Origin of the sequence: Variovorax multivorans (genome assembly GCF_051216835.1) — a bacterium.
Classification (GTDB): Bacteria; Pseudomonadota; Gammaproteobacteria; order Burkholderiales; family Burkholderiaceae_C; genus Variovorax.
Map to the genome: position 1 here is coordinate 558,460 of NZ_JBPJZL010000005.1, position 17,978 is coordinate 576,437.

Consider the following 17,978-nt stretch of genomic DNA (forward strand, 5'->3'; position numbering starts at 1 on the left):
AGGACCTCAGAACGCCTGCGTCATCAGCCCGTACACGGTGCGCACGCCACTCACGTAGTTGCCCATGCGCAGGTTCTCGTTGGCTGCATGCTGGTTGTTGTCGGCGTTCACCAGCGGAATGATCGCGAAGGGCACCGGCAGCACGCGCACGATCTCGGCGGTGGGAACCGTGCCGCCCATCATCCGGATGCGCACCGGCTCGGGCTTGGCGCCGAAGGTGTCGCTCAGCGCCCTGTAGGCCCACCGCCCCACGGGCGAGTCGATCTGCGAGCCCGCTGCTTCGCCGCCCTCGCTCTGGTAGGAGAAGCTCGCGAGCTTGTCGTAGCGGCTGCGCTCCTCGTCGGTCGGTTCGCCCTTGACCAGGTGGTAGCCCTGGCGCTCGATGTGTTTCTGGATGAGCTGGCCGAGGTAGGTCGGATCGGAGTCGGGCGTGGTGCGAAGGTCCATCTCGGCCACGGCCTTGTCGGGCACGATGTTGGCCACCTTGTCGCCCACCGCTGCCGCGGCCATGCCACGCACGTTCAGCGAGGGGTACTGCATCGCCTCCTGGTAGTTGGCGCCGACCTTGTCAGTCTGGGCAATACCCAGGCGACGCTTGAGTGCGGCCTCGTCGTCGGGCACGGCGGCCATGATCTTGCGGTCGGCCTCGCCGATCTTCACGTGGTCGTAGTAGCCGGCCACCGTCACGCGGCCCTGATCGTTCTTCATCGAGGCCAGCAGGCTGGCCAGCCGCTGCGCCGGATTGGGCGCGTAGTTGCCATAGTGCCCGCTGTGCAGCGGCACCTTGGCGCCGTACACCGTGAGCTGGGCTCTGGCCGCGCCGCGGTTGCCGAACACCAGCGTGGGCCGGTTGGTGGCGTGCATGGGGCCGTCGTGGATCACGATCGCGTCGCAGCGCAGCAGGTCGCGGTGCGCCTGCATCACCTTGCTGATCGACGGCGAGCCTTTTTCCTCCTCGCTGTCGAGGATCACCTTGACGTTGACCGCCGGCTGCCCGCCGCCGGCCTTCAGGGCGTCGATGGCCGCGAGCATCATCATGATCGGTCCCTTGTCGTCGGCCGACGCGCGGCCGAACACGCGCCACTCGGGGTCGAGCGGTCCGCTGAAGAGCGGCGCCGAATCGATCTCTTCCCACCCCCCGTTGGCCGCCTTGCGCTTGAGCACGGGCGTCCACGGGCTCTTTTGCGCCCATTGCGCGGGAATGACGGGCTGGCCATCGAGGTGCATGTAGAACAGCACCGTCTTGCGCGTGGGGTCGCTGCCCGGGTACTCGGCATAGAGCATCGGCTTGCCGTCGTTGGGCAACTGCCGCGTGGTGAAGCCGCGCTTGCGGAAGGCCTGCTCCAGCCATTCGACGTTCTTGCGGATGTCCTCCGGCGAGATCGCATCGTTGGGCAAGGACAGAAGCTCGAAGTACTCGCGATAGGTGGCCTGCGCATGGCGTTCGGCATCGGCCGGGGAAAGTTCTGCGGCTGCGGCCATGCAGGTCATGCAGGCGCCTGCGAGCAAGGCCAGTGAGAGCAGCGCGAGCGAGCTGCGCGAGGTTCTGCGCTGTAAAGGCATGGGCGGGTTCCGCTTTGTGACAGTTCCGAGGCAGTCTAGGCAAACGCGTGCTTTTGAACAATTGCCGATTTTTCGGGATATCTTTGCTTTTTTTGCAACGCAGCCAACCCGCGTCCGCCGCCATGTCCTCCCATCGCCTGCAGGAAACCTCGCTTCGCTACTTTCTCGAGGTGGTCCGCGGCGGCTCGCTGACCGAAGCGGCCACGCGCCTCAACGTCAGTGCATCGGCCATCAGCCGGCAGGTGGCCATGCTCGAGGAGTTGCTGGGCGTGCCACTGTTCGAGCGCCACCCGCGCGGCATGGCGCCCAGCGCAGCCGGGGAGCTGCTGGCGGCGCACGCGCGACGCGGTGCGCTGGAAGCCGAGCGCGTTGTGTCCGACATCCAGGGACTGCAAGGCCTGCAGCGCGGGCATGTACGCATCGCCTGCTCGTCGGGCTTCGCGAACGAGTTCCTGCCGCAGGCCATCGTCGCGTTCCGCCCGCTGCACCCCGGCATCCAGTTCGAGCTGAAGGCCTGTGACCCCGCCGACGTGACCGAAGCCGTGCTGCTCGGCGATGCCGACATCGGCCTCACCTACAGCCGCGCCGCGGTACAGGGCGTTCGGGTGTCGCATCGCCAGGCGGCCTCGGTGTTCGCGCTGATGCGGCCCGACCATGCGCTGGCGAAGCAGCGCAGCGTGACGCTGGCGCAGATGCTGCCGTTTCCCATCGGGCTGTCAGGGCCGGACACCACCGTGCGCCAGCTGTTCGACGTGGCCTGCAGCAACCGCGGCGTGGTGTTCGAGCCCGCGCTGGTGAGCAACCGTTTCGAGGCGCTCGCCAGCTTCGTGCTGCACGGCGGCGGCCTTGCGATTGCCGGCGAAATCACGGTGCGCGAACGCGTGCGGCGCGGCGAGTTGCATGCCGCGGAGATTCGCGAGCGCGGCATGCGGGCGCGCTCGGTCGAGCTGCAGACCTTGGCCGGGCGCACGCTGCCCGAGGTGGTGCGTGCCTTTCTCGACTTCCTGTGCAAGGTGCTGCCTGCGCCCGGTACGCAGTGACGATGCAGGCTCAGGAAGGCAGGCGGAACTTGTCGAGCGACATGCGCTGCCTGCCCTGCGCATCGAAGTTCTCGGGCGCCAGCCAGCGCTCGAAGGCGGTGCGCAACGCCGGCCACTCGCTGTCGATGATCGAGAACCACGCCGTGTCGCGGCCGCGGCCCTTGTAGATCACGGCCTGGCGAAAGAGTCCTTCGTACTGGAAGCCCAGCCGCAGGGCTGCGCGCTTCGAAGGTTCGTTGAAGTTGTCGCACTTCCATTCGTGGCGGCGGTAGCCGAGTTCGTCGAAGACGAGCTTCATCAGCAGGTATTGCGCCTCGGTGGACATCGGCGTGTGCTTGAGCAGCGGCGAAAAATTGACCGTTCCTACCTCGATGACGCCATTGGCGGGGTCGATGCGCATCAGCGCCAGCGAGCCGACGGCGCGCCCGCTTTGCCTGTCGATGACGGCGAAGTGCATCGGGTCGGTGCTCTTCGCGATGCGCTCGGCGTAGGCCCGGGTGCTGTCGATATCGGTGGGCCGCTCCACGCCCAGGTAGGTCCAGTCGCGGCCGTCCGGGGCCTGCGCATAGGCGGCGTACAGGTCGTCGGTGTGCTTTGCTGCATCGAGCGGCTCGAGGGTGCAGAAGCGGCCCTCGAGGGGGCGGCGCGGCGGCAGGGAACGCGGGGTCCATTCGGGCAGGTCTGGGCCGATGGACTGGCCGAATTCGTTATGGCGGACTGGCATGCGAGTGTCTTTCTGAAAAACTGGAGCGGCAAGGTCGGAGGACGTAAAGTACCCGCATCGTGGCTCCAATGAAAGTGCCACGCATGCCTTATTCCATGGTGCCACGCCCAATCCCCTCCTCCACTGCCCTGCTCGAATCTCCGCTCGTGAAGGAGCGCGACGCCGGTTCGATGCAGCGCCAGCTGCACGACCGGCTCAAGCGCGCCATCCTCGACGGCAGCCTTGCGCCGGGCAGTCGCCTGCCCGGTTCGCGCGCGCTCGCCGAGGCGCTCGCCATCTCGCGCAACACCGTCACCGCAACCTACGAGCACCTGGCGGCCGAAGGCTATGTGCGGCCCGACCGACAGGGCACGCGCGTGACCGAGCTTTCGTCGCCCGCCCTTCCACGAAAGCGCGCAGGCAGGCCAGCCGGCACGCCCACCACCGCGCTGCGCCTCTCGAACATCAAGCCCAGCGTGCCGCGCGCCGAGACAGACATGGCACTGCGCCCCGGCGTACCCGCGCTGTCGCACTTTCCGTCGGCCGCATGGCGGCGCGCGCTCGACCGGGCGATCCGCAGTGCCGGCTCTGCCGCGCTGGGCTATGGCGATCCGCTGGGCGAATCAGCGCTGCGCGCGGCCATCGCACGGCACCTTTCGGTGGCACGCGGTGTGCGCTGCGAGCCGCAGCAGGTCGTCATTGCAGAAGGCGCACAGGAAGCCATCTCGCTGTGCGTGCGGCTGCTGTCCAACCCCGGCGACATCGGCTGGGTCGAAGACCCGGGCTACCGCGGCGTGAAGGCTGCCATGCACGCGGGCGACATGCGCATCGTGCCCGTACGGGTCGACGCTGAAGGCCTGCGCGTGAACGAGCGCGACTGGCAGAAGCACCCGCCCCGGCTGATCTACACCACGCCCTCGCACCAGTACCCGGTGGGTTCCGTGCTGAGCATCGCGCGCCGCCTCGACCTGATCGCGCAGGCCCGCCGGCATGGCGCGTGGATCATCGAGGACGACTACGACAGCGAATTCCGCCACACGGGCGAGCCCATCGGCGCGATGCAGGGGCTGGTGGACGACGCACCCGTGCTCTACGTCGGCACCTTCAGCAAGACGATGTTTCCGTCGCTGCGGCTGGGCTTTCTTGTGCTGCCTGCCCAGTTGATGTCTGCTGTGCAGGCGCCGTTGGAAGAGATGCTGCGCGGCGGGCACCGCCACGAGCAACTGGCCATGGCCGACTTCATCGAGAGCGGGCAGTTCAGCCGGCACCTGGGCCGCATGCGCCGGCTTTACCGCGACCGGCAGCAAGCGTTGCGGCTCGCGCTGAACAAACATTTCAAAGTGCTACACGAGATCGACGGTGGCTACTGCGGCCTACATCTGACGGTGCGTCTACCCGCGCGCTATGACGATCGACTTATCGCGGCCAAGGCGCTGCGCCATCGCATCGCGCCCACACCGCTATCGGGCTTCGCGCTGCAGCCCACGCCGTCGGACAACGGGCTGGTGCTGGGGTATGGCAACACGCCGGCGGAGCTATTCGAGCCGCTGGTGAAGCAGTTGTCGCAACTCGCACGCGCGGCAGGAAGGTTGGACGGTCCCAACAAAGAACCTGGCTATTGAGTGAGTTCTTCGTTGTAGAGCTTTCCTAGCGCAACCGGTCTATCGCAAACAACCGGCCTACCGCGAGCAGCGTATATGAATTCTTCTGCCGCTCCGTAGGATGCAAACCCGCTCCGATCATGTTGCTCGAAGCCCCACACACGAAGCAAAGGAATTCGTCATGACTGATGAAATCGGTGTCGATCCCAAGCACGGCCGAGCCGGCCGCCACCCCACCAAAGGATCGCTGGATGCGCTCGCTGGGCATGGCGACCCGGGCATGTTCGGCCGGATGTTCCCTCACCTGGCGCCTCTTTCTGTTTCCGACGACAAGTTGAAGGCGCTCGCCGCTGCAATGCTGGACGACAACAGCAGCGCAGACAACGCACGAGTGCCGGCGGGGTTCACCTATCTGGGCCAGTTCGTCGACCACGACATCACGCTGGATCTGACCTCCATCGGCGACAAGCTGGAGGACCCGACCGGGGTCGAGAACTTCAGGACGCCGGCGCTGGACCTGGACTCGATCTATGGGCGAGGTCCGGACGGCAGCCCGCACCTCTACGCCCGCGGCCCCAACAACGCGCCGAGCGCGAAGCTGCTGATCGGCAAGACCACCCTGGGCTTTCAACAGAATGCGGCCGACATACCTGGCGTGTTCCCCAACGACCTTCCGAGAAGCCCCGAGGGCCAGGCCTTGATCGGCGACCATCGCAATGACGAGAACCTGCTGGTCGCACAAACTCATCTGGCCTTCATGAAGTTCCACAACAAGGTGGTGGACCTGCTGATGGCTTCGCCAACGGCTCCCACGCCCGCCGAGCTCTTCTTTCAAGCCCGGCGCGAGGTGACTTGGCACTATCAATGGCTCGTGCTGCACGACTTCGTGGAACGGCTCACCGAAGACGGCATCGTGGCTCGCATTCTCAACGAGGGCCGCCAGTTCTACCGGTTCAAGAAGACGCCCTACATGCCCGTGGAGTTCTCCGGTGCGGCCTACCGGCTCGGACACAGCATGGTCCGGGAGGTCTACAGCCACAACAGGGTCTTCACCCCGGGCGGGCTCGCACCCGCCTCGCTGGGACTTCTCTTCGCGTTCTCCGGCCTCTCTGGTGGCATCGTGGGTGACCTGGCGCCCAATCCGCTCACCGCTCCGACTCCGATAGGCAAGCTCGCCAGCAACTGGATCATCGACTGGCGGCGCTTCTACGATTTCGGCAACAACCCACCAGGGGTCACGCTCAATCATGCGCGGCGCATCGATCCTTTCGTCGTCAAGACGCTGCATACGCTGCCTGGCGGTGCCAGCCTGCCGTTCCTGAACCTGAAGCGGGGCGTGATGCTCGGACTGCCTTCAGGCCAATCGGTTGCGCAGTCAATGGAAGTGCCCAACCCTTTGACAAGCGCCGAGATCTCGTCCGGCACGGACGGCGCGGTGGCCAAGGCGCAGGGACTACATGAGCAGACGCCCTTGTGGTACTACATCCTCAAGGAAGCGTCGGTCAGAGAGGGCGGCGAGCGGTTGGGGCCTGTGGGCGCGCGTATCGTGGCGGAAGTCTTCATCGGATTGGTCCACGGCGATCATGAGTCCTACCTTTGGAAGAAAGGCCCGGACTGGACGCCGACTCTTCCCTCGCGCACGCCTGGGACTTTTACGATGGTGGACCTGCTGCAGTTCGTAGGCGACGTAAGCCCCATCGACGGCGTGACCCAAGCCTGACTGGAGCGCTCGGCGTCTTGATCTAAGGAAACTACCCGCGCGTATTCACCACGTGGTCGCGCCGGAAGTTGCGCGGCGTACTCCCCACCCACTGACGAAAGCGCCGGTTGAAATACGCCTCGTCGGTAAAGCCGCACTGGTGCGCAATCTCCCGCACCAGCAGCGAGGTGGACGACAGCAGTTCCTTCGCCCGCTCGATGCGCCGCTCGGTCACAAGGTCGGTGAAGGTGCGGTCGGTTTCCTTGCGCAGCAGGTTGGCGAGGTAGTTGGGCGAGAGGAACGCAGCGGCGGCCGCATCGGTCAGCGACAGCGGCTTGTCGAGGTTGTCGCGCACGTAGCGCACCACGCGCTGCAACGCGTCGCGCTGCGATGTCTTGCCGTTGTGCTGGAGTGAAAGGCGCATCAGCGCCTGCTCCTGCCGCATGCAGGCCAGTCCGATGATCTGCTGCACGATGCCGCGCATCGCGATCTTGGCGCCGAAGTTGCGGCCCGCGTTCAATGCATGCAGCTCGTCGAGCCAGCCGCGGATGCGCGCGAAGTCGGCGTCGTCGAAGGCGAAGTCGACGTACTCCTGGAACAGGAAGGGCGCGAGGTCGGGGTAGCGCGCGAGCGACACGTCGTCGAGGTCGAGCGCATCGACCTCGAGCTCGGGCCACAGAAAACGCTGGTCGAAGTTGACGATGCAGTACAGCGCCTCGGGCGGATGCGGAATCACGTGCACCCGGTACGGCAGTACGAAGCTCAGGTGGCGCGGCCCGAAGGGACGCACCTCGCCGCCGATGGCCTGCTGCGAGCTGCCCTCGATGCCGATCTGGATCTGGAAGTACGCATGCCGGTGCGGCAGCGTGAGTTCGTTGCGCGCACCCTGGAAGCGGATGTCGAAGTCGAGGTGGTCGGCACGCTCGTGCATGCCATAGGTGCGAACGGACGTGGAGGGAGAGGGGCGCATCGGAACAGGCGTGGCGGCAGGCGTCTGCCCGCGAGGGTACGCCAACTTGCGGCCACGCGAGGCGGCCAGGCCCGGCAGGTCCGATGCGCGGACTGTCTTCAGGCTCAGACGACCACGACTTCCAGTGCGCCGACGCCCGCCACCGTGCCGCGCATGCGGTCGCCGCGCTGCACGGCCGCCACTCCGGCCGGTGTGCCCGTGAAGATCAGGTCGCCAGGCTGCAGCGTGAACAGGGTCGACAGGTAGGCGATGGTGTCGGGCACGTTCCAGATCATGTCGGCGAGGTCGCCGACCTGGCGTTGCGCGCCATTCACTTCGAGGCGGATCTCGCCGGTAGCCGGGTAGCCGGCCTTGGCCACGGGCACCAGTTCGCCGCAGGGCGCGGAGCCGTCGAAGGCCTTGCCGGTGTCCCAGGGGCGGCCCATCTTCTTGGCCTCGCCCTGCAGGTCGCGGCGGGTCATGTCGAGGCCGACGGCATAGCCGTACACGTGACTGAGCGCATCGGCAGCGGCGATGTTCGATCCGCCGGTCTTGAGCGCGACCACCAGTTCGATCTCGTGGTGCACGTCGTTCGAGAGCGTCGGGTAGGCGAACTCGCCGCCGTCGGCCACGATGGCGCTGGCCGGCTTCATGAAGAAGAACGGCGGCTCGCGGTCGGGGTTGTGGCCCATTTCGCGGGCGTGTTCTGAATAGTTGCGACCCACGCAGAAGATGCGGTTGACCGGGAAGCGCGCGCGTTCGCCCTGGATGGGCAGGGAGTGAACGGGCGCGGGTGCGATGGCGTAGAGGGTGTCGGTAGCAGAAATCATGTAACAACTCTAGCGAGCGGCGCCCCGCTTCCGGGGGACGCATCTATGCGAGTCTTGGACTTGGCTACGTTTTCGTTTTGGCGCTTCTGTTTCGGGGCGCGAGCACAGGAAGCGTCGTCGTTGCGCCGGGCGATCAACCACCGCGCTCCCAATCGACAGGTTGAAGCGGCGCTTGATCCATCTCAACACCGCCCGGTGCGGCGGCGCTCAACATTGCTTCCAGTCGGTTGCCGGAAGAGCCGCTCTCTCTTCCCCGAATGCCGGCTCCGCATTTGTTCGAACTAAAACTTAAGCATTCTGATTCGGAGCAAGCCGTCCAGAGCATGTCCTGATATTGTTGTAACGAATTGCGTGACGCTCTCTCGCCAGCCATATATATTGCGGCAACGAAGCAACTTGCTGCGTTCTCTGCCGTGCCGCATCGCCGCACACAGAGCTAACCGGCCTGTACCAACGACAGGATCAAATCCGATGTCAGTGTCCGTCTGGGTCAGGATTCGCTTGCCGCTGGTAATTTTCGTGGCCGGCACGGCACTGTCGATCGCCCTCGGTGTCTCCGCCCACCAGGAGATCGGGCGCAGTGCCCAGGCGCGCTTCGACGCAACCGCCTTCGATCTGGCACGCAAGGTCGAAGCCCGCTTCGACGACTACATTGCCGTCCTGATCGGCCTGCGTGCGCGATTCAACACCTCCGAGGCCGTGACGCGAAGCGATTTCAGGGACTACGTCGCGGGGCTGAACCTGGCGAGCGCCTACCCCGGTTTCCAGGCCGTCAACTATGCGCCCCGCATCGCGGCCAACGACAAGCACGCCTTCGAGGAACGAGTCCGCGGTGATGCCAGCCTCGACGCCGGCGTTGCCTCCAGCTTCGCCATCAAGCCGCCAGGTGGGCGAGACACCTACTACCCGCTGATCTACGTCGAACCGCAGGGCGGCAACGAGAAGCTGCTCGGCAATGACCTGGGCGCGATGCCCAACAGAGGAGACGCGCTCGAGCAGGGGCGCGACACCGGCGGGCTCGTCATGTCCGGCCGCAAGGTCCGCATCCCGGGTCGCGAGTCCGACATTGGATTGGCGATGCGGCTGCCGGTCTATCGCCCGAGACAACCGCTCGATACGCTCGAGCAGCGGCGCACTGCCTACATCGGTTCGGTTGGCGCGGGCTTCAGCATCGCGGGGATGCTGAGCGATGTGGTCGGTGCCGACGCCGCGAGGACGTTCCGGTTGCGCCTGATCGGTGCCGGGCCGGGTAAGGCGGCGATCGGGACCCGTATCGAAACCAGATTTGTAACGCCAACCCCATTCGGCGAGCGGCAATTGCTGTTCGACAGCGCGGCCCTGGCGAAGCCCGCTGCCGCACCGGCGCACAGCCTCGAGCGCATGCTCGGCTTCGAGTTGGGTGGCCACTCCTGGCTTGTGGAGGTCAGACAGGATGAAAACCAGGTCCTCGGCCCGCTCGACAAGGCCATCCCGTGGTTCATCGTCCTCGGTGGCCTGGCCACCAGCATGCTGCTTGCGGGCATCGTCTTTTCGTTGACCACCGCACGCAGCCGGGCCCAGGTCCTGGCGAACAGGATGACCAGCCACCTGCGCAGGAGCGAACGGCAGCTGGAGGAGGCCCAGCATCTGGCAAGCCTGGGCAGCTGGATCCTCGATCCTGAAACCGGAGCCCTGCAATGCTCCGAAGAAGCCCGGCGCATCCTGGGCTTCGAGGCGGGCCCCTTGCCGCCGGACCTGCCAACGCTGCTCTTGCGCATTCCGCCCGCAGAGCGTTTCGCGGTCGAACAGCGCATCGCAATGGCCTCCCGGTCCACGGAACGCAGCGAATTCGAGCATCGTCTGTGCCTGCCCGATGGCACCGAACGCTGGCTCCACGTCATCGTGCAGTCGGCCGACGATGAAGGCAGGAGACTGGTGCGCGGCACCGTGCGCGACGCCACGCAGCCGCGCAAGGATGCGTTGCGCCAGAAGCTCGAGTACAAGATCGCCCGGCTGCTTGCCGGCGACGGCAGGACCGAGACGGTGATTGCACTGGCGCTGGAGGCGGTATGCACCGATCTGCGCTGGGACTGCGGCGCGTTGTGGAGCGTTGGCGACGACGGCCTGGCTCGCTGTGCCGCGGCCTGGCATGCCGACAACGACCCGGCGGTGCAGCAATTCGTCAGCGCCAGCCGGTCGCTCACCTACCGGCCCAACGAAGGTTCGCTGGGCCGCGCCTGGGGGATCGGCGGCGTCGTGCGAATCGACACGCTGGCGGCTCCGGGCCATTTCACGCGCGATGCGATGGCTCGCCAGGCCGGGCTGACCGTTGGCCTCATCGTGCCGATGGTCGCCTCCGATGCGACCACTGCGCTGGAACTCTTTGGCTGCAATCCGTACGTTGCCGACACGGAGACGCTTGAGTCGCTGCGTGTGATCGCCTTGCAGATCGCCCAGTACAAGCAACGCAAGCGGGCCGAGCGGAGTCTTCGCTTCATCGCCAGCCACGACGAATTGACCGGGTTGCTCAATCGCGCCGCGCTGCAGCACGAGCTTGCCCGTGCCATCAGGCGCAGCAACCGCCATCAGAGGCAGTTCGCGGTGATGTTCGTCGACCTGGATCGCTTCAAGCACATCAACGACACGCTGGGCCACGGCGTGGGCGACGAGATGATCAAGATCTGCGGCGAGCGCTTCACGGCGCTGCTGCGCGATACCGACGTCGTGGCGCGTTTTGGCGGCGATGAGTTCGTGCTGGTGCTGGAGAACCTGTCCGGCCCGAAAGATGCCGAGGTGCTCGCCGAAAAGGTGCTGGCCTGTTGCGCCGAGCCTTTCGTGATCGAGGGGCGCGAACTGCACGTCAGCGCAAGCGTTGGCGTGAGCGTCTATCCGGAGAACGGCGCGGATGCCGAAGCGCTCCTGAAAAATGCCGACACGGCGATGTACCGCGCCAAGGAAAAAGGCCGCAACACCTACCGGTTCTACGCAGCGAAGATGAACGCGCAGAGTACCGAACAGCTGATGCTCGAAAGCGCGCTGCGCCATGCCCTGGAACGTGGCGAGCTGGAAATGTATTACCAGCCGAAGATGGATCTGCAGACCCAGCGCATCGTCGGCGTCGAGGCGCTGATGCGCTGGCACCATCCGGCTCTGGGCATGATTCCGCCGATGCAGTTCATTCCGATCGCCGAAGAGATCGGCTTGATCGTGTCGATGGGCAAGTGGGCGCTGGAGAGGGCCTGCGCCGATTCGTGTTCGTGGCAGAAATACGGTTTGCCCGCGGTGCTGGTGAGCGTCAATCTGTCGCCGCGCCAATTCGAAAGCCGCACGCTCATCGCCGACATACGGGCCGTCCTGGAAGTCTCGGGCCTGGAGCCATCGCTGCTGGAACTGGAAATCACCGAAGGCGCGGTGATGGCGAACCCCGAGCATGCGGCGAAATTGCTCCGCACGATTCGGGACATGGGCGTCAGGCTCGCCATCGACGATTTCGGAACGGGCTATTCCTCGCTCTCCTACTTGAAGCACTTCCCGCTGTCGACGGTCAAGATCGACCGCTCCTTCATCAACGACCTTTCGCAAGACCCCGACGCACGAGCGCTCATCGACGGAATCATCACCCTGGCCCACGGGTTGCGGATGAAGGTGGTGGCCGAGGGCATCGAGACCACAGCCCAGCTCGACTACCTGCGCAGCCACGGATGCGACGAGGCCCAGGGCTATTGGCTGTGCAAGCCCGTACCCGCCGACGAGGCGCGCGATTTCATGGCGCGTCACCTGCGCAACCAATTTGCCCCATCGGTAGTGGTCTGACGGCCGAGCCTTCGGAGCAATCTTCACCGGGCACGTTCGCTCGGACCTTCCAGCAACTCAACAGGAGCATTCATGGTTCATTCCACTCAAGGCAAGACACTGGAGCAGACGATCATCGCGATCAATGCGCTCGACCTCACACCGATCAAGTTCAAGGCCTGCCGCAAGGAGGACGGCTACGGCTGGTCGGCAGGCTACGCGGATCAGATGGAAGTGGCCTACAAGCGCTACTTGATACTGCACGCCAAGCATCCCGACCTGACGCTCGCTCCAGAGCAGGACGTCGACCGCTTCTGGCACATGCACATCCTCGACACGAGAAAGTACGCAGCTGATTGCGAAACCACTTTCGGCTATTTCCTGCACCACTTTCCGTACCTCGGCCTGCGCGGCGAGGAAGATGCCCAGGCGCTGCAGGCGGCCTTCCTGGAGATGCAACGCCTGACTGTCGAGGAATTCGGCGAGCCTACGCCCGCGTCCCGACACGAGGCGGCCAAGGATGTGGCCGCATGGTGCTCGCTTGAGGCGGGCAAGCCTGCAGCAGCATGGTGTTCGGCGGAGGTCGGCAAACCTTCGGCAGCATGGTGTTCGCTCGAGACGGGCAAGGCTTCAGCAGCGTGGTGTTCGCTCGAGGCAGGTAAACCTGCAGCAGCGTGGTGTTCGCTGGAAGCAGGCAAACCTTCGGCAGCATGGTGTTCGCTCGAAACGGGCACCGCGGCCGTTACCGCCTCCGCGGCAGAGCACTCGGTGAAGGCCGGCGCGCCTGGGCATCACTAGCCAGCCGCCACCCCGAAGCCCGTGTCGAAAGTGCCCTTCACATCAAGCGGCTGCTTGATGAGCCCGACCTGCCGGTAGAAGTCTGCGGTGCCCTGCTGATCGGCGATGACCTGCGCGTCGATGGGCACCCACTTCTGCTGGCGGCGTTCGAACTGCAGCTTCGCCGCCTCGGGCGGAATGCCGATGATGCGCGCCAGCGCGGCCGAGTAGGCGTCGACGTTGCGGTATGACCAGATCTGGGCCTTCACCACGCGCTGCAGGAAGTCTTGCAGCACCGGCCGCTTGGCCGCGATGGCGCTGTCGGTCGCCGCGAGGTAGCTCAGGCCCGGCAGCAACCCTCGCCCACTGACCAGCACGCGCGCATGGTGGCTGACCTCGGCCAGTGCGGTGTAGGGCTCCCATGTGGCCCAGGCATCGACGGAGCCCTGCGTGAGCGCGAGCTTGGCATCGGCCGGCGCAAGGAAGCGCAGGTTCACGTCCTCGGGCTTGAGGCCGGCCGCAGTGATGGCCTTGAGCGTGATGTAGTGACCGATGGAGCCGCGATTGGTCGCGACGCTTTTCCCCTTGAGGTCGGCAGCGGTCTTCAGCGGTGAATCGGGCCGCACGAGCACTGCCGTGCCATAGGAGTCGGAGCGGTTCGCGCCGATGGCTTTCACGCGTGTGCCGGCGGCCAGCGCGAAGATCAACGGCGCATCGCCGATGGGGCCGGAATCGACCGCAGCAGCATTGAGCGCCTCGGCCAACGGCGCAGCGGCCGGGAACTCCGACCACTGGATGTCGTAACCCAGGCCTTCGAGCCCGCCCGCCGCTTCGAGCAGCGCGCGCAGGCCACCCTTCTGGTCGCCGGCCTTGAGCACCGGGCGGCCCTGCGCGGACGCCCAGCCGGGCAATGCGATGGCGGCAGCGGCGGTGGTGCCTTGAACGAGAAACTGGCGGCGTGAACTGTGGGTCATAGGTTTGCTGATGCCGGGCTTCATGCCAGCGGATCGAAAGAAACATGCTCGGCGAAACGCACCGGGTCCGTGCTCTTCTTGAGCACGCCCACGCCACGGAAGTCGCGCGCATAGAACTCGACTTCGTCGCGCAGGTTGCGGCCGAGCGGATGGTGGTTGTGCGTGAGCGTGCCGAGCAAGGCGCGCAGATCTTCCACCGCAACGTTGGGCGAGTACTTGGCGAAGAGCTTGGCGGATTCGTTCGGGTTCTCTGCCACGTAGTCGGAGGCTTGCGCAATGGCGCGCACCAGCGAGGCGACGGTCGCCTTGTCTTTGCGCACGAGCTCGCCGCGCGCGCCGACGATGCAGCAGACCTTGTCCTTGTATTCGCCCGAGAGGTTGCTCGCCACCTCGACGTAGGCGCCCTGGTTGCGCTTCTCGATCAGGTAGATGTTGGGGTCGCCGTCGGCAATGGCCTGGATCTCGCCCTTCTTCACCGCGATGTCGAGCAGGTCGGCCGGGTACTGGCGCCAGGTGACGTCCTTGTCGGCGTCGATACCGTTCTTCGTGAGCAGGATCGAGAAGAAGTTCTTGCCCGGGCTCGCGATGTCGGACACGCCGATGGTCTTGCCCTTGAGGCTCGCGAGATTGGTCACGCCCGCGCTCTTCGCGCCCACCAGCCGCACGCAGCCGCCGTGCGAGCTGCCGACGATCTTCACGTCGAAGCCCGATTCGAGCGGCTTGAGCCAGCGGTGGATCATGCCCACGGCCGCATCGGCCTTGGCGGTAGCCAGCGACTCCAGCAACTGGTCGGTGGAGCCGGTGTAGTTGATGAGGTCGACCTGCAGGCCGTTGCGCTCGAAGTAGCCGCGCTCCTGCGCCACCACCACGGGCGAGAGGCAGAAGGCTGCTGCGTTCCAGGCGAAGGTGAGCTTGCGCGCCTGCTGCGAGAAGGCCTGCGAGGCGATCAGGCCGCCCGAGGCGACCACGGCGGCGGCACCGCCGGCGCGCAGCACGCTGCGGCGGGAAAGAGTTGGGGTCATCGTCGTCGCGTTACAGCAGCAGTTCGGGCTCGGCTTCGACCAGGCCTTCATAGAGGCTGTCGAAGGAATGGATGGCGCCCTCAGGCCCGCCGATCTGGCTGTGCGTGTGGCGTGCGGTGGCCTCGTCGATGGGCTGCGGCTTGCCGGCGGCTTCTGCCAGCAGTTGCGTGTGGCAGGCGTTGTCGAGCGCGATGTACCACCACGCGGCGGCCTCCACCGTGGGGCCTGCGGTCAGGATGCCGTGGTTCTTGAGGATGGCGCCCTTCTTGTCGCCCAGCGCGTGGGCGATGCGGTCGCCCTCGCTGGTGTCGACCACCATGCCGGTGAAGTCGTCGAACAGCGCCACGTCTTCGTGGAACACGCAGCTGTCCTGCGTGATGGTGTCGAGCTTGCGGCCCAGCGTTGACCAGGCCTTGCCGTAGGTCGAGTGCGTATGGGCGGCGGCAATGATCTTCGGGTTGTGCTCGTGAATGGCGGCGTGAATGGCAAAGGCGGCCTTGTTGAGCGGCCTGTCGCCGATGACAGTCTCGCCCTTCGAATTGACGAGCAGCAGGTCGGACACCTTGATGCGCGAGAAATGAATGCCCAGCGGGTTGACCCAGAAGTGGTCGGTGAGCTCAGGGTCGCGCGCCGTGATGTGACCAGCCAGGCCCTGCGCAAAGCCGAAGCGCGCGAACAGGCGGAAGGCACCGGCCAGGCGCTCCTGCCGGTGGCGGCGCTCGGCCTGCACGGTGGCGCGCGGCGGGATGGGGTCGAACCAGTACTTCTGCTGCGGATTCGGGTTGAGCTTCAGCGGCTGGGGCGCGTTGCGGTCGATGGAGAGAACGGCGCTCATGACTCAGGCCGCCTTGCGTTGTGCTTGCACGCGTTGTGCCACCAGCTCGCGCGTACGCGGGATCAGCTCGCGCCCGTAGTCCAGCGCGTCTTCCAGCGGGTCGAAGCCGCGGATCAGGAAGGTCGTCACGCCCAGGTCGTAGTAGTCGAGCAGTGCGTCGGCCACCTGCTCGGGCGTGCCGACCAGCGCGGTGCTGTTCGAGCGGCCGCCGATTTCCTGCGCGACAGCGGTCCACAGCCGCTTGTCGAGCCGCGAGCCCTTCTCGGCCGCGGCCAGCAGGCGCTTGGCGCCTTCGCTCTGCTGCGGACCGCCGCGGTTGTAGCCCTGCACCACGCGCAGACGCTTGGTCTCCGCCAGGATGTTCTCGGCGCGCGCCCATGCGGCCTCTTCGGTCTCCGCCACGATCGGCCGGAACGACACCGAGAAACGCACGCTGCGCCCGTGCCTGGCCGCTTCGGCACGCACGCGTGTGGTCAGCTCGCGCGCCTGGTCGAGCGATTCGCCCCACAGTGCATACACGTCGGCGTACTTGCCAGCGACCGGAATCGCAGCCTCGGAAGCCCCGCCGAAATACACCGGAACGTGCGGCTTGCCATTGCGCGTCTGCAGCGGCTTCACTTCGGAGAACGCGTTCTGGAAGCGGTAGTGCGCGCCTTCGTGGTCGAAGGGCTTCTCGGCCGTCCACACCTTGTGCAGCACTTCGAGGTATTCGTCGGTGCGGGCGTAGCGCTGGTCGTGGTCGAGCCAGTCGCCGTCGCGGCGCTGCTCTTCGTCGGAGCCGCCCGAGATGTAGTGCACGCCGAGCCGGCCGCCGCTGAACTGGTCGAGCGAAGCGAACTGCCGCGCCGCCAGCGTGGGTGCCACGAAGCCGGGACGGTGCGCGAGCATGAAGTGGATGCGCTCGGTCACCGAGGCGGCGTAGGCCACCGTGAGCGTGGCGTCGGGGCTGGTGGAGTGGTGCGGCACCAGCACGCGGTCGAAGCCGGCCGTTTCGTGGGCCTGCGCGAAGGCGCGCACATAGTCGCGGTCGAGCGAGGGGCCCTTGGCCGCGTGGATCTCCGAGACCTTCTGGCCCTGGATCATGCCGATGAATTCGACGCCGTCTTGGTGTTGCTGGCTCATGGTGTTGTCCTTGTTTGAATATGAATAGGAGGTGGATGTCAGGCAGCGGGCAGGCGCAGCGCGTTCTCGAAGCTGCGGTCCCACAGCGGCTTGACGTCGGCCGGGCCGTCGAGCACGCCGATCTTCAGGAAGGTGTCGGCCACGTCCTGGTGGCTGCGCACCACGGCATCGCTGACGGGGCCAAGGCTGTAATCGCCACTGCGGCCGTTGAAGAGCTCGACGATGTCGCCGACGGGCACGCGCGTTTCGGCCGACTGCGCGCGGGCATAGGCCAGGAAGTTGCCGTTGATCCACGCGAACGAGCGTTGCAGGCGCTGCAGCAGGTCGCTCAGTGCGGCGCGGCGCAACGCGTCGTCAAGCGCGCGCGGGTTGGCGTAGATCGGGAAGTTGCCCGATAGATACCCCACGCCGGTCTTGATGACACGCGCGCCGTACTGCGTGCGCGCCAGTTGGCCGTTGTAGCCGTAGATGGCCCAGGCATCGAGGTCGCCGCGCGCGAAGGCCGAGAGGCCATCCGACGGGGTGAGGCTCACGGCCTGGATGTCGCTGAACGACAGCCCCACCTCGGCCAACTGCTTGGCCAGGTAGTAGTGCGAAGTGGTGGCGCGCACGTAGCCCACGCGCTTGCCCTTGAAGTCGGCGATGGAGCGAATGGGTGCGTCCTTGCGCGCCAGCGTGGCCTGGTTGTTCAGGTCTTCGTGCGTAACGGCCACCAGCTTCACGCTGGACTTCTGCCGCGCCGCGAACACGGGCGGAATCTCGCTGCCCGAGCCCAGGTCGAGCGCGTCGCCGTTGATGGCCTCGATGTGCAGCACGCCGTTGTTGAGCTCGCGCCAGTCGATCTTGTAAGGTGTGTTGGCCTGGCCCGAAGCAGCGAGCAGCGGGCGCCAGAGGCCCTTGTAGGTGCCCACTCGCAGCGTGACGCCGGACAGGTCGCGCGAGGGGGTGGCGGCCTGCGCCCAGCCTGCCGTGCCGGCCGTGGCCAGCGCGGCAGCGGCTTGCAACAGGCGGCGCCGGTCCAAAGGAAAGTCTGGTTTCATGCACCGAACCGTAACCAGACGCTCCACGGAAGCGAACGCAGAAAAACGAGTT

General features: G+C 66.0%; 14 protein-coding genes. 5 read left to right on the plus strand and 9 right to left on the minus strand.

The window, feature by feature from the left end; genetic code table 11:
• Positions 1-6: 6 nt before the first annotated feature.
• Positions 7-1,563 (minus strand): M20/M25/M40 family metallo-hydrolase, encoded by a 1,557-nt coding sequence (locus ACSFCA_RS15990; RefSeq protein ID WP_435460161.1) that lies wholly within the window; start codon positions 1,561-1,563, stop codon positions 7-9.
• A gap of 122 nt (positions 1,564-1,685) precedes the next feature.
• Between ACSFCA_RS15990 and ACSFCA_RS15995 the strand changes: the two genes are divergently transcribed.
• Positions 1,686-2,603, plus strand: a complete 918-nt coding sequence (locus ACSFCA_RS15995) for a LysR family transcriptional regulator (protein WP_435460162.1) — start codon at positions 1,686-1,688, stop codon at positions 2,601-2,603.
• 10 nt (positions 2,604-2,613) lie between these two features.
• On the opposite strand, the gene ACSFCA_RS16000 is transcribed toward ACSFCA_RS15995, so the two are convergent.
• Positions 2,614-3,327 carry a GNAT family N-acetyltransferase gene (locus ACSFCA_RS16000; protein WP_258353639.1) on the minus strand — a complete coding sequence of 238 codons (714 nt, stop codon included), beginning with the start codon at positions 3,325-3,327 and terminating at the stop codon, positions 2,614-2,616.
• 95 nt (positions 3,328-3,422) lie between these two features.
• On the opposite strand from ACSFCA_RS16000, the gene pdxR reads away from it, so the two are divergent.
• Both pdxR and ACSFCA_RS16010 read left to right on the plus strand, forming a co-directional pair.
• A complete protein-coding gene (pdxR, locus tag ACSFCA_RS16005) occupies positions 3,423-4,928 on the plus strand; it encodes a MocR-like pyridoxine biosynthesis transcription factor PdxR (protein WP_435460163.1) in 1,506 nt (501 codons plus the stop codon).
• 160 nt (positions 4,929-5,088) lie between these two features.
• The gene (locus ACSFCA_RS16010; protein ID WP_435460164.1) at positions 5,089-6,627 is read left to right on the plus strand and encodes a peroxidase family protein; all 1,539 of its coding nucleotides are present in this window, start codon (positions 5,089-5,091) and stop codon (positions 6,625-6,627) included.
• Between the two features lie 31 nt (positions 6,628-6,658).
• On the opposite strand, the gene ACSFCA_RS16015 is transcribed toward ACSFCA_RS16010, so the two are convergent.
• Together ACSFCA_RS16015 and ACSFCA_RS16020 are read right to left on the minus strand one after the other, a co-directional pair.
• Positions 6,659-7,576, minus strand: a complete 918-nt coding sequence (locus ACSFCA_RS16015; protein ID WP_093179601.1) for a helix-turn-helix transcriptional regulator — start codon at positions 7,574-7,576, stop codon at positions 6,659-6,661.
• Positions 7,577-7,680: 104 nt separating this feature from the next.
• A complete protein-coding gene (locus ACSFCA_RS16020) occupies positions 7,681-8,385 on the minus strand; it encodes a fumarylacetoacetate hydrolase family protein (RefSeq protein WP_435460165.1) in 705 nt (234 codons plus the stop codon).
• Between the two features lie 471 nt (positions 8,386-8,856).
• Here ACSFCA_RS16020 and ACSFCA_RS16025 point away from each other — a divergent pair, with 471 nt between their 5' ends.
• On the plus strand, positions 8,857-12,177 hold the full coding sequence (locus ACSFCA_RS16025) for a bifunctional diguanylate cyclase/phosphodiesterase (protein WP_435460166.1): 3,321 nt from the start codon (positions 8,857-8,859) through the stop codon (positions 12,175-12,177).
• 72 nt (positions 12,178-12,249) lie between these two features.
• Entirely contained in the window at positions 12,250-12,954 is a 705-nt protein-coding gene (locus tag ACSFCA_RS16030) for a glycine-rich domain-containing protein (protein WP_435460167.1), read from the plus strand.
• On the opposite strand, the gene ACSFCA_RS16035 is transcribed toward ACSFCA_RS16030, so the two are convergent.
• Genes ACSFCA_RS16035 through ACSFCA_RS16055 form a run of 5 tightly spaced genes read right to left on the minus strand, consistent with a single transcriptional unit; the run spans position 12,951 to position 17,926 of the window.
• The gene (locus ACSFCA_RS16035; protein WP_177142479.1) at positions 12,951-13,907 is read right to left on the minus strand and encodes an ABC transporter substrate-binding protein; all 957 of its coding nucleotides are present in this window, start codon (positions 13,905-13,907) and stop codon (positions 12,951-12,953) included. The genes ACSFCA_RS16030 and ACSFCA_RS16035 overlap by 4 nt on opposite strands.
• Positions 13,908-13,927: 20 nt before the next feature.
• Positions 13,928-14,929, minus strand: coding sequence for an ABC transporter substrate-binding protein (locus ACSFCA_RS16040; protein WP_258353632.1), 1,002 nt, complete (start codon positions 14,927-14,929; stop codon positions 13,928-13,930).
• A 10-nt stretch (positions 14,930-14,939) separates the two neighbouring features.
• A complete protein-coding gene (locus ACSFCA_RS16045; RefSeq protein ID WP_435460168.1) occupies positions 14,940-15,764 on the minus strand; it encodes a class II aldolase/adducin family protein in 825 nt (274 codons plus the stop codon).
• A 3-nt stretch (positions 15,765-15,767) separates the two neighbouring features.
• On the minus strand, positions 15,768-16,886 hold the full coding sequence (locus ACSFCA_RS16050; protein WP_258353631.1) for an LLM class flavin-dependent oxidoreductase: 1,119 nt from the start codon (positions 16,884-16,886) through the stop codon (positions 15,768-15,770).
• A gap of 38 nt (positions 16,887-16,924) precedes the next feature.
• Entirely contained in the window at positions 16,925-17,926 is a 1,002-nt protein-coding gene (locus ACSFCA_RS16055) for an ABC transporter substrate-binding protein (protein ID WP_258353630.1), read from the minus strand.
• Between the last annotated feature and the right edge of the window lie 52 nt (positions 17,927-17,978).

Coding starts and splice junctions, on each gene's coding strand:
- ACSFCA_RS16035 (WP_177142479.1), bottom strand. CDS start 13,907: ATGACCCACAGTTCACGCCGCCAGTTTCTCGTTCAAGGCACCACCGCC.
- ACSFCA_RS16045 (WP_435460168.1), bottom strand. CDS start 15,764: ATGAGCGCCGTTCTCTCCATCGACCGCAACGCGCCCCAGCCGCTGAAG.
- ACSFCA_RS15990 (WP_435460161.1), bottom strand. CDS start 1,563: ATGCCTTTACAGCGCAGAACCTCGCGCAGCTCGCTCGCGCTGCTCTCA.
- ACSFCA_RS15995 (WP_435460162.1), top strand. CDS start 1,686: ATGTCCTCCCATCGCCTGCAGGAAACCTCGCTTCGCTACTTTCTCGAG.
- ACSFCA_RS16015 (WP_093179601.1), bottom strand. CDS start 7,576: ATGCGCCCCTCTCCCTCCACGTCCGTTCGCACCTATGGCATGCACGAG.
- ACSFCA_RS16020 (WP_435460165.1), bottom strand. CDS start 8,385: ATGATTTCTGCTACCGACACCCTCTACGCCATCGCACCCGCGCCCGTT.
- ACSFCA_RS16010 (WP_435460164.1), top strand. CDS start 5,089: ATGACTGATGAAATCGGTGTCGATCCCAAGCACGGCCGAGCCGGCCGC.
- pdxR (WP_435460163.1), top strand. CDS start 3,423: ATGGTGCCACGCCCAATCCCCTCCTCCACTGCCCTGCTCGAATCTCCG.
- ACSFCA_RS16000 (WP_258353639.1), bottom strand. CDS start 3,327: ATGCCAGTCCGCCATAACGAATTCGGCCAGTCCATCGGCCCAGACCTG.
- ACSFCA_RS16040 (WP_258353632.1), bottom strand. CDS start 14,929: ATGACCCCAACTCTTTCCCGCCGCAGCGTGCTGCGCGCCGGCGGTGCC.
- ACSFCA_RS16050 (WP_258353631.1), bottom strand. CDS start 16,886: ATGAGCCAGCAACACCAAGACGGCGTCGAATTCATCGGCATGATCCAG.
- ACSFCA_RS16030 (WP_435460167.1), top strand. CDS start 12,250: ATGGTTCATTCCACTCAAGGCAAGACACTGGAGCAGACGATCATCGCG.
- ACSFCA_RS16055 (WP_258353630.1), bottom strand. CDS start 17,926: ATGAAACCAGACTTTCCTTTGGACCGGCGCCGCCTGTTGCAAGCCGCT.
- ACSFCA_RS16025 (WP_435460166.1), top strand. CDS start 8,857: ATGTCAGTGTCCGTCTGGGTCAGGATTCGCTTGCCGCTGGTAATTTTC.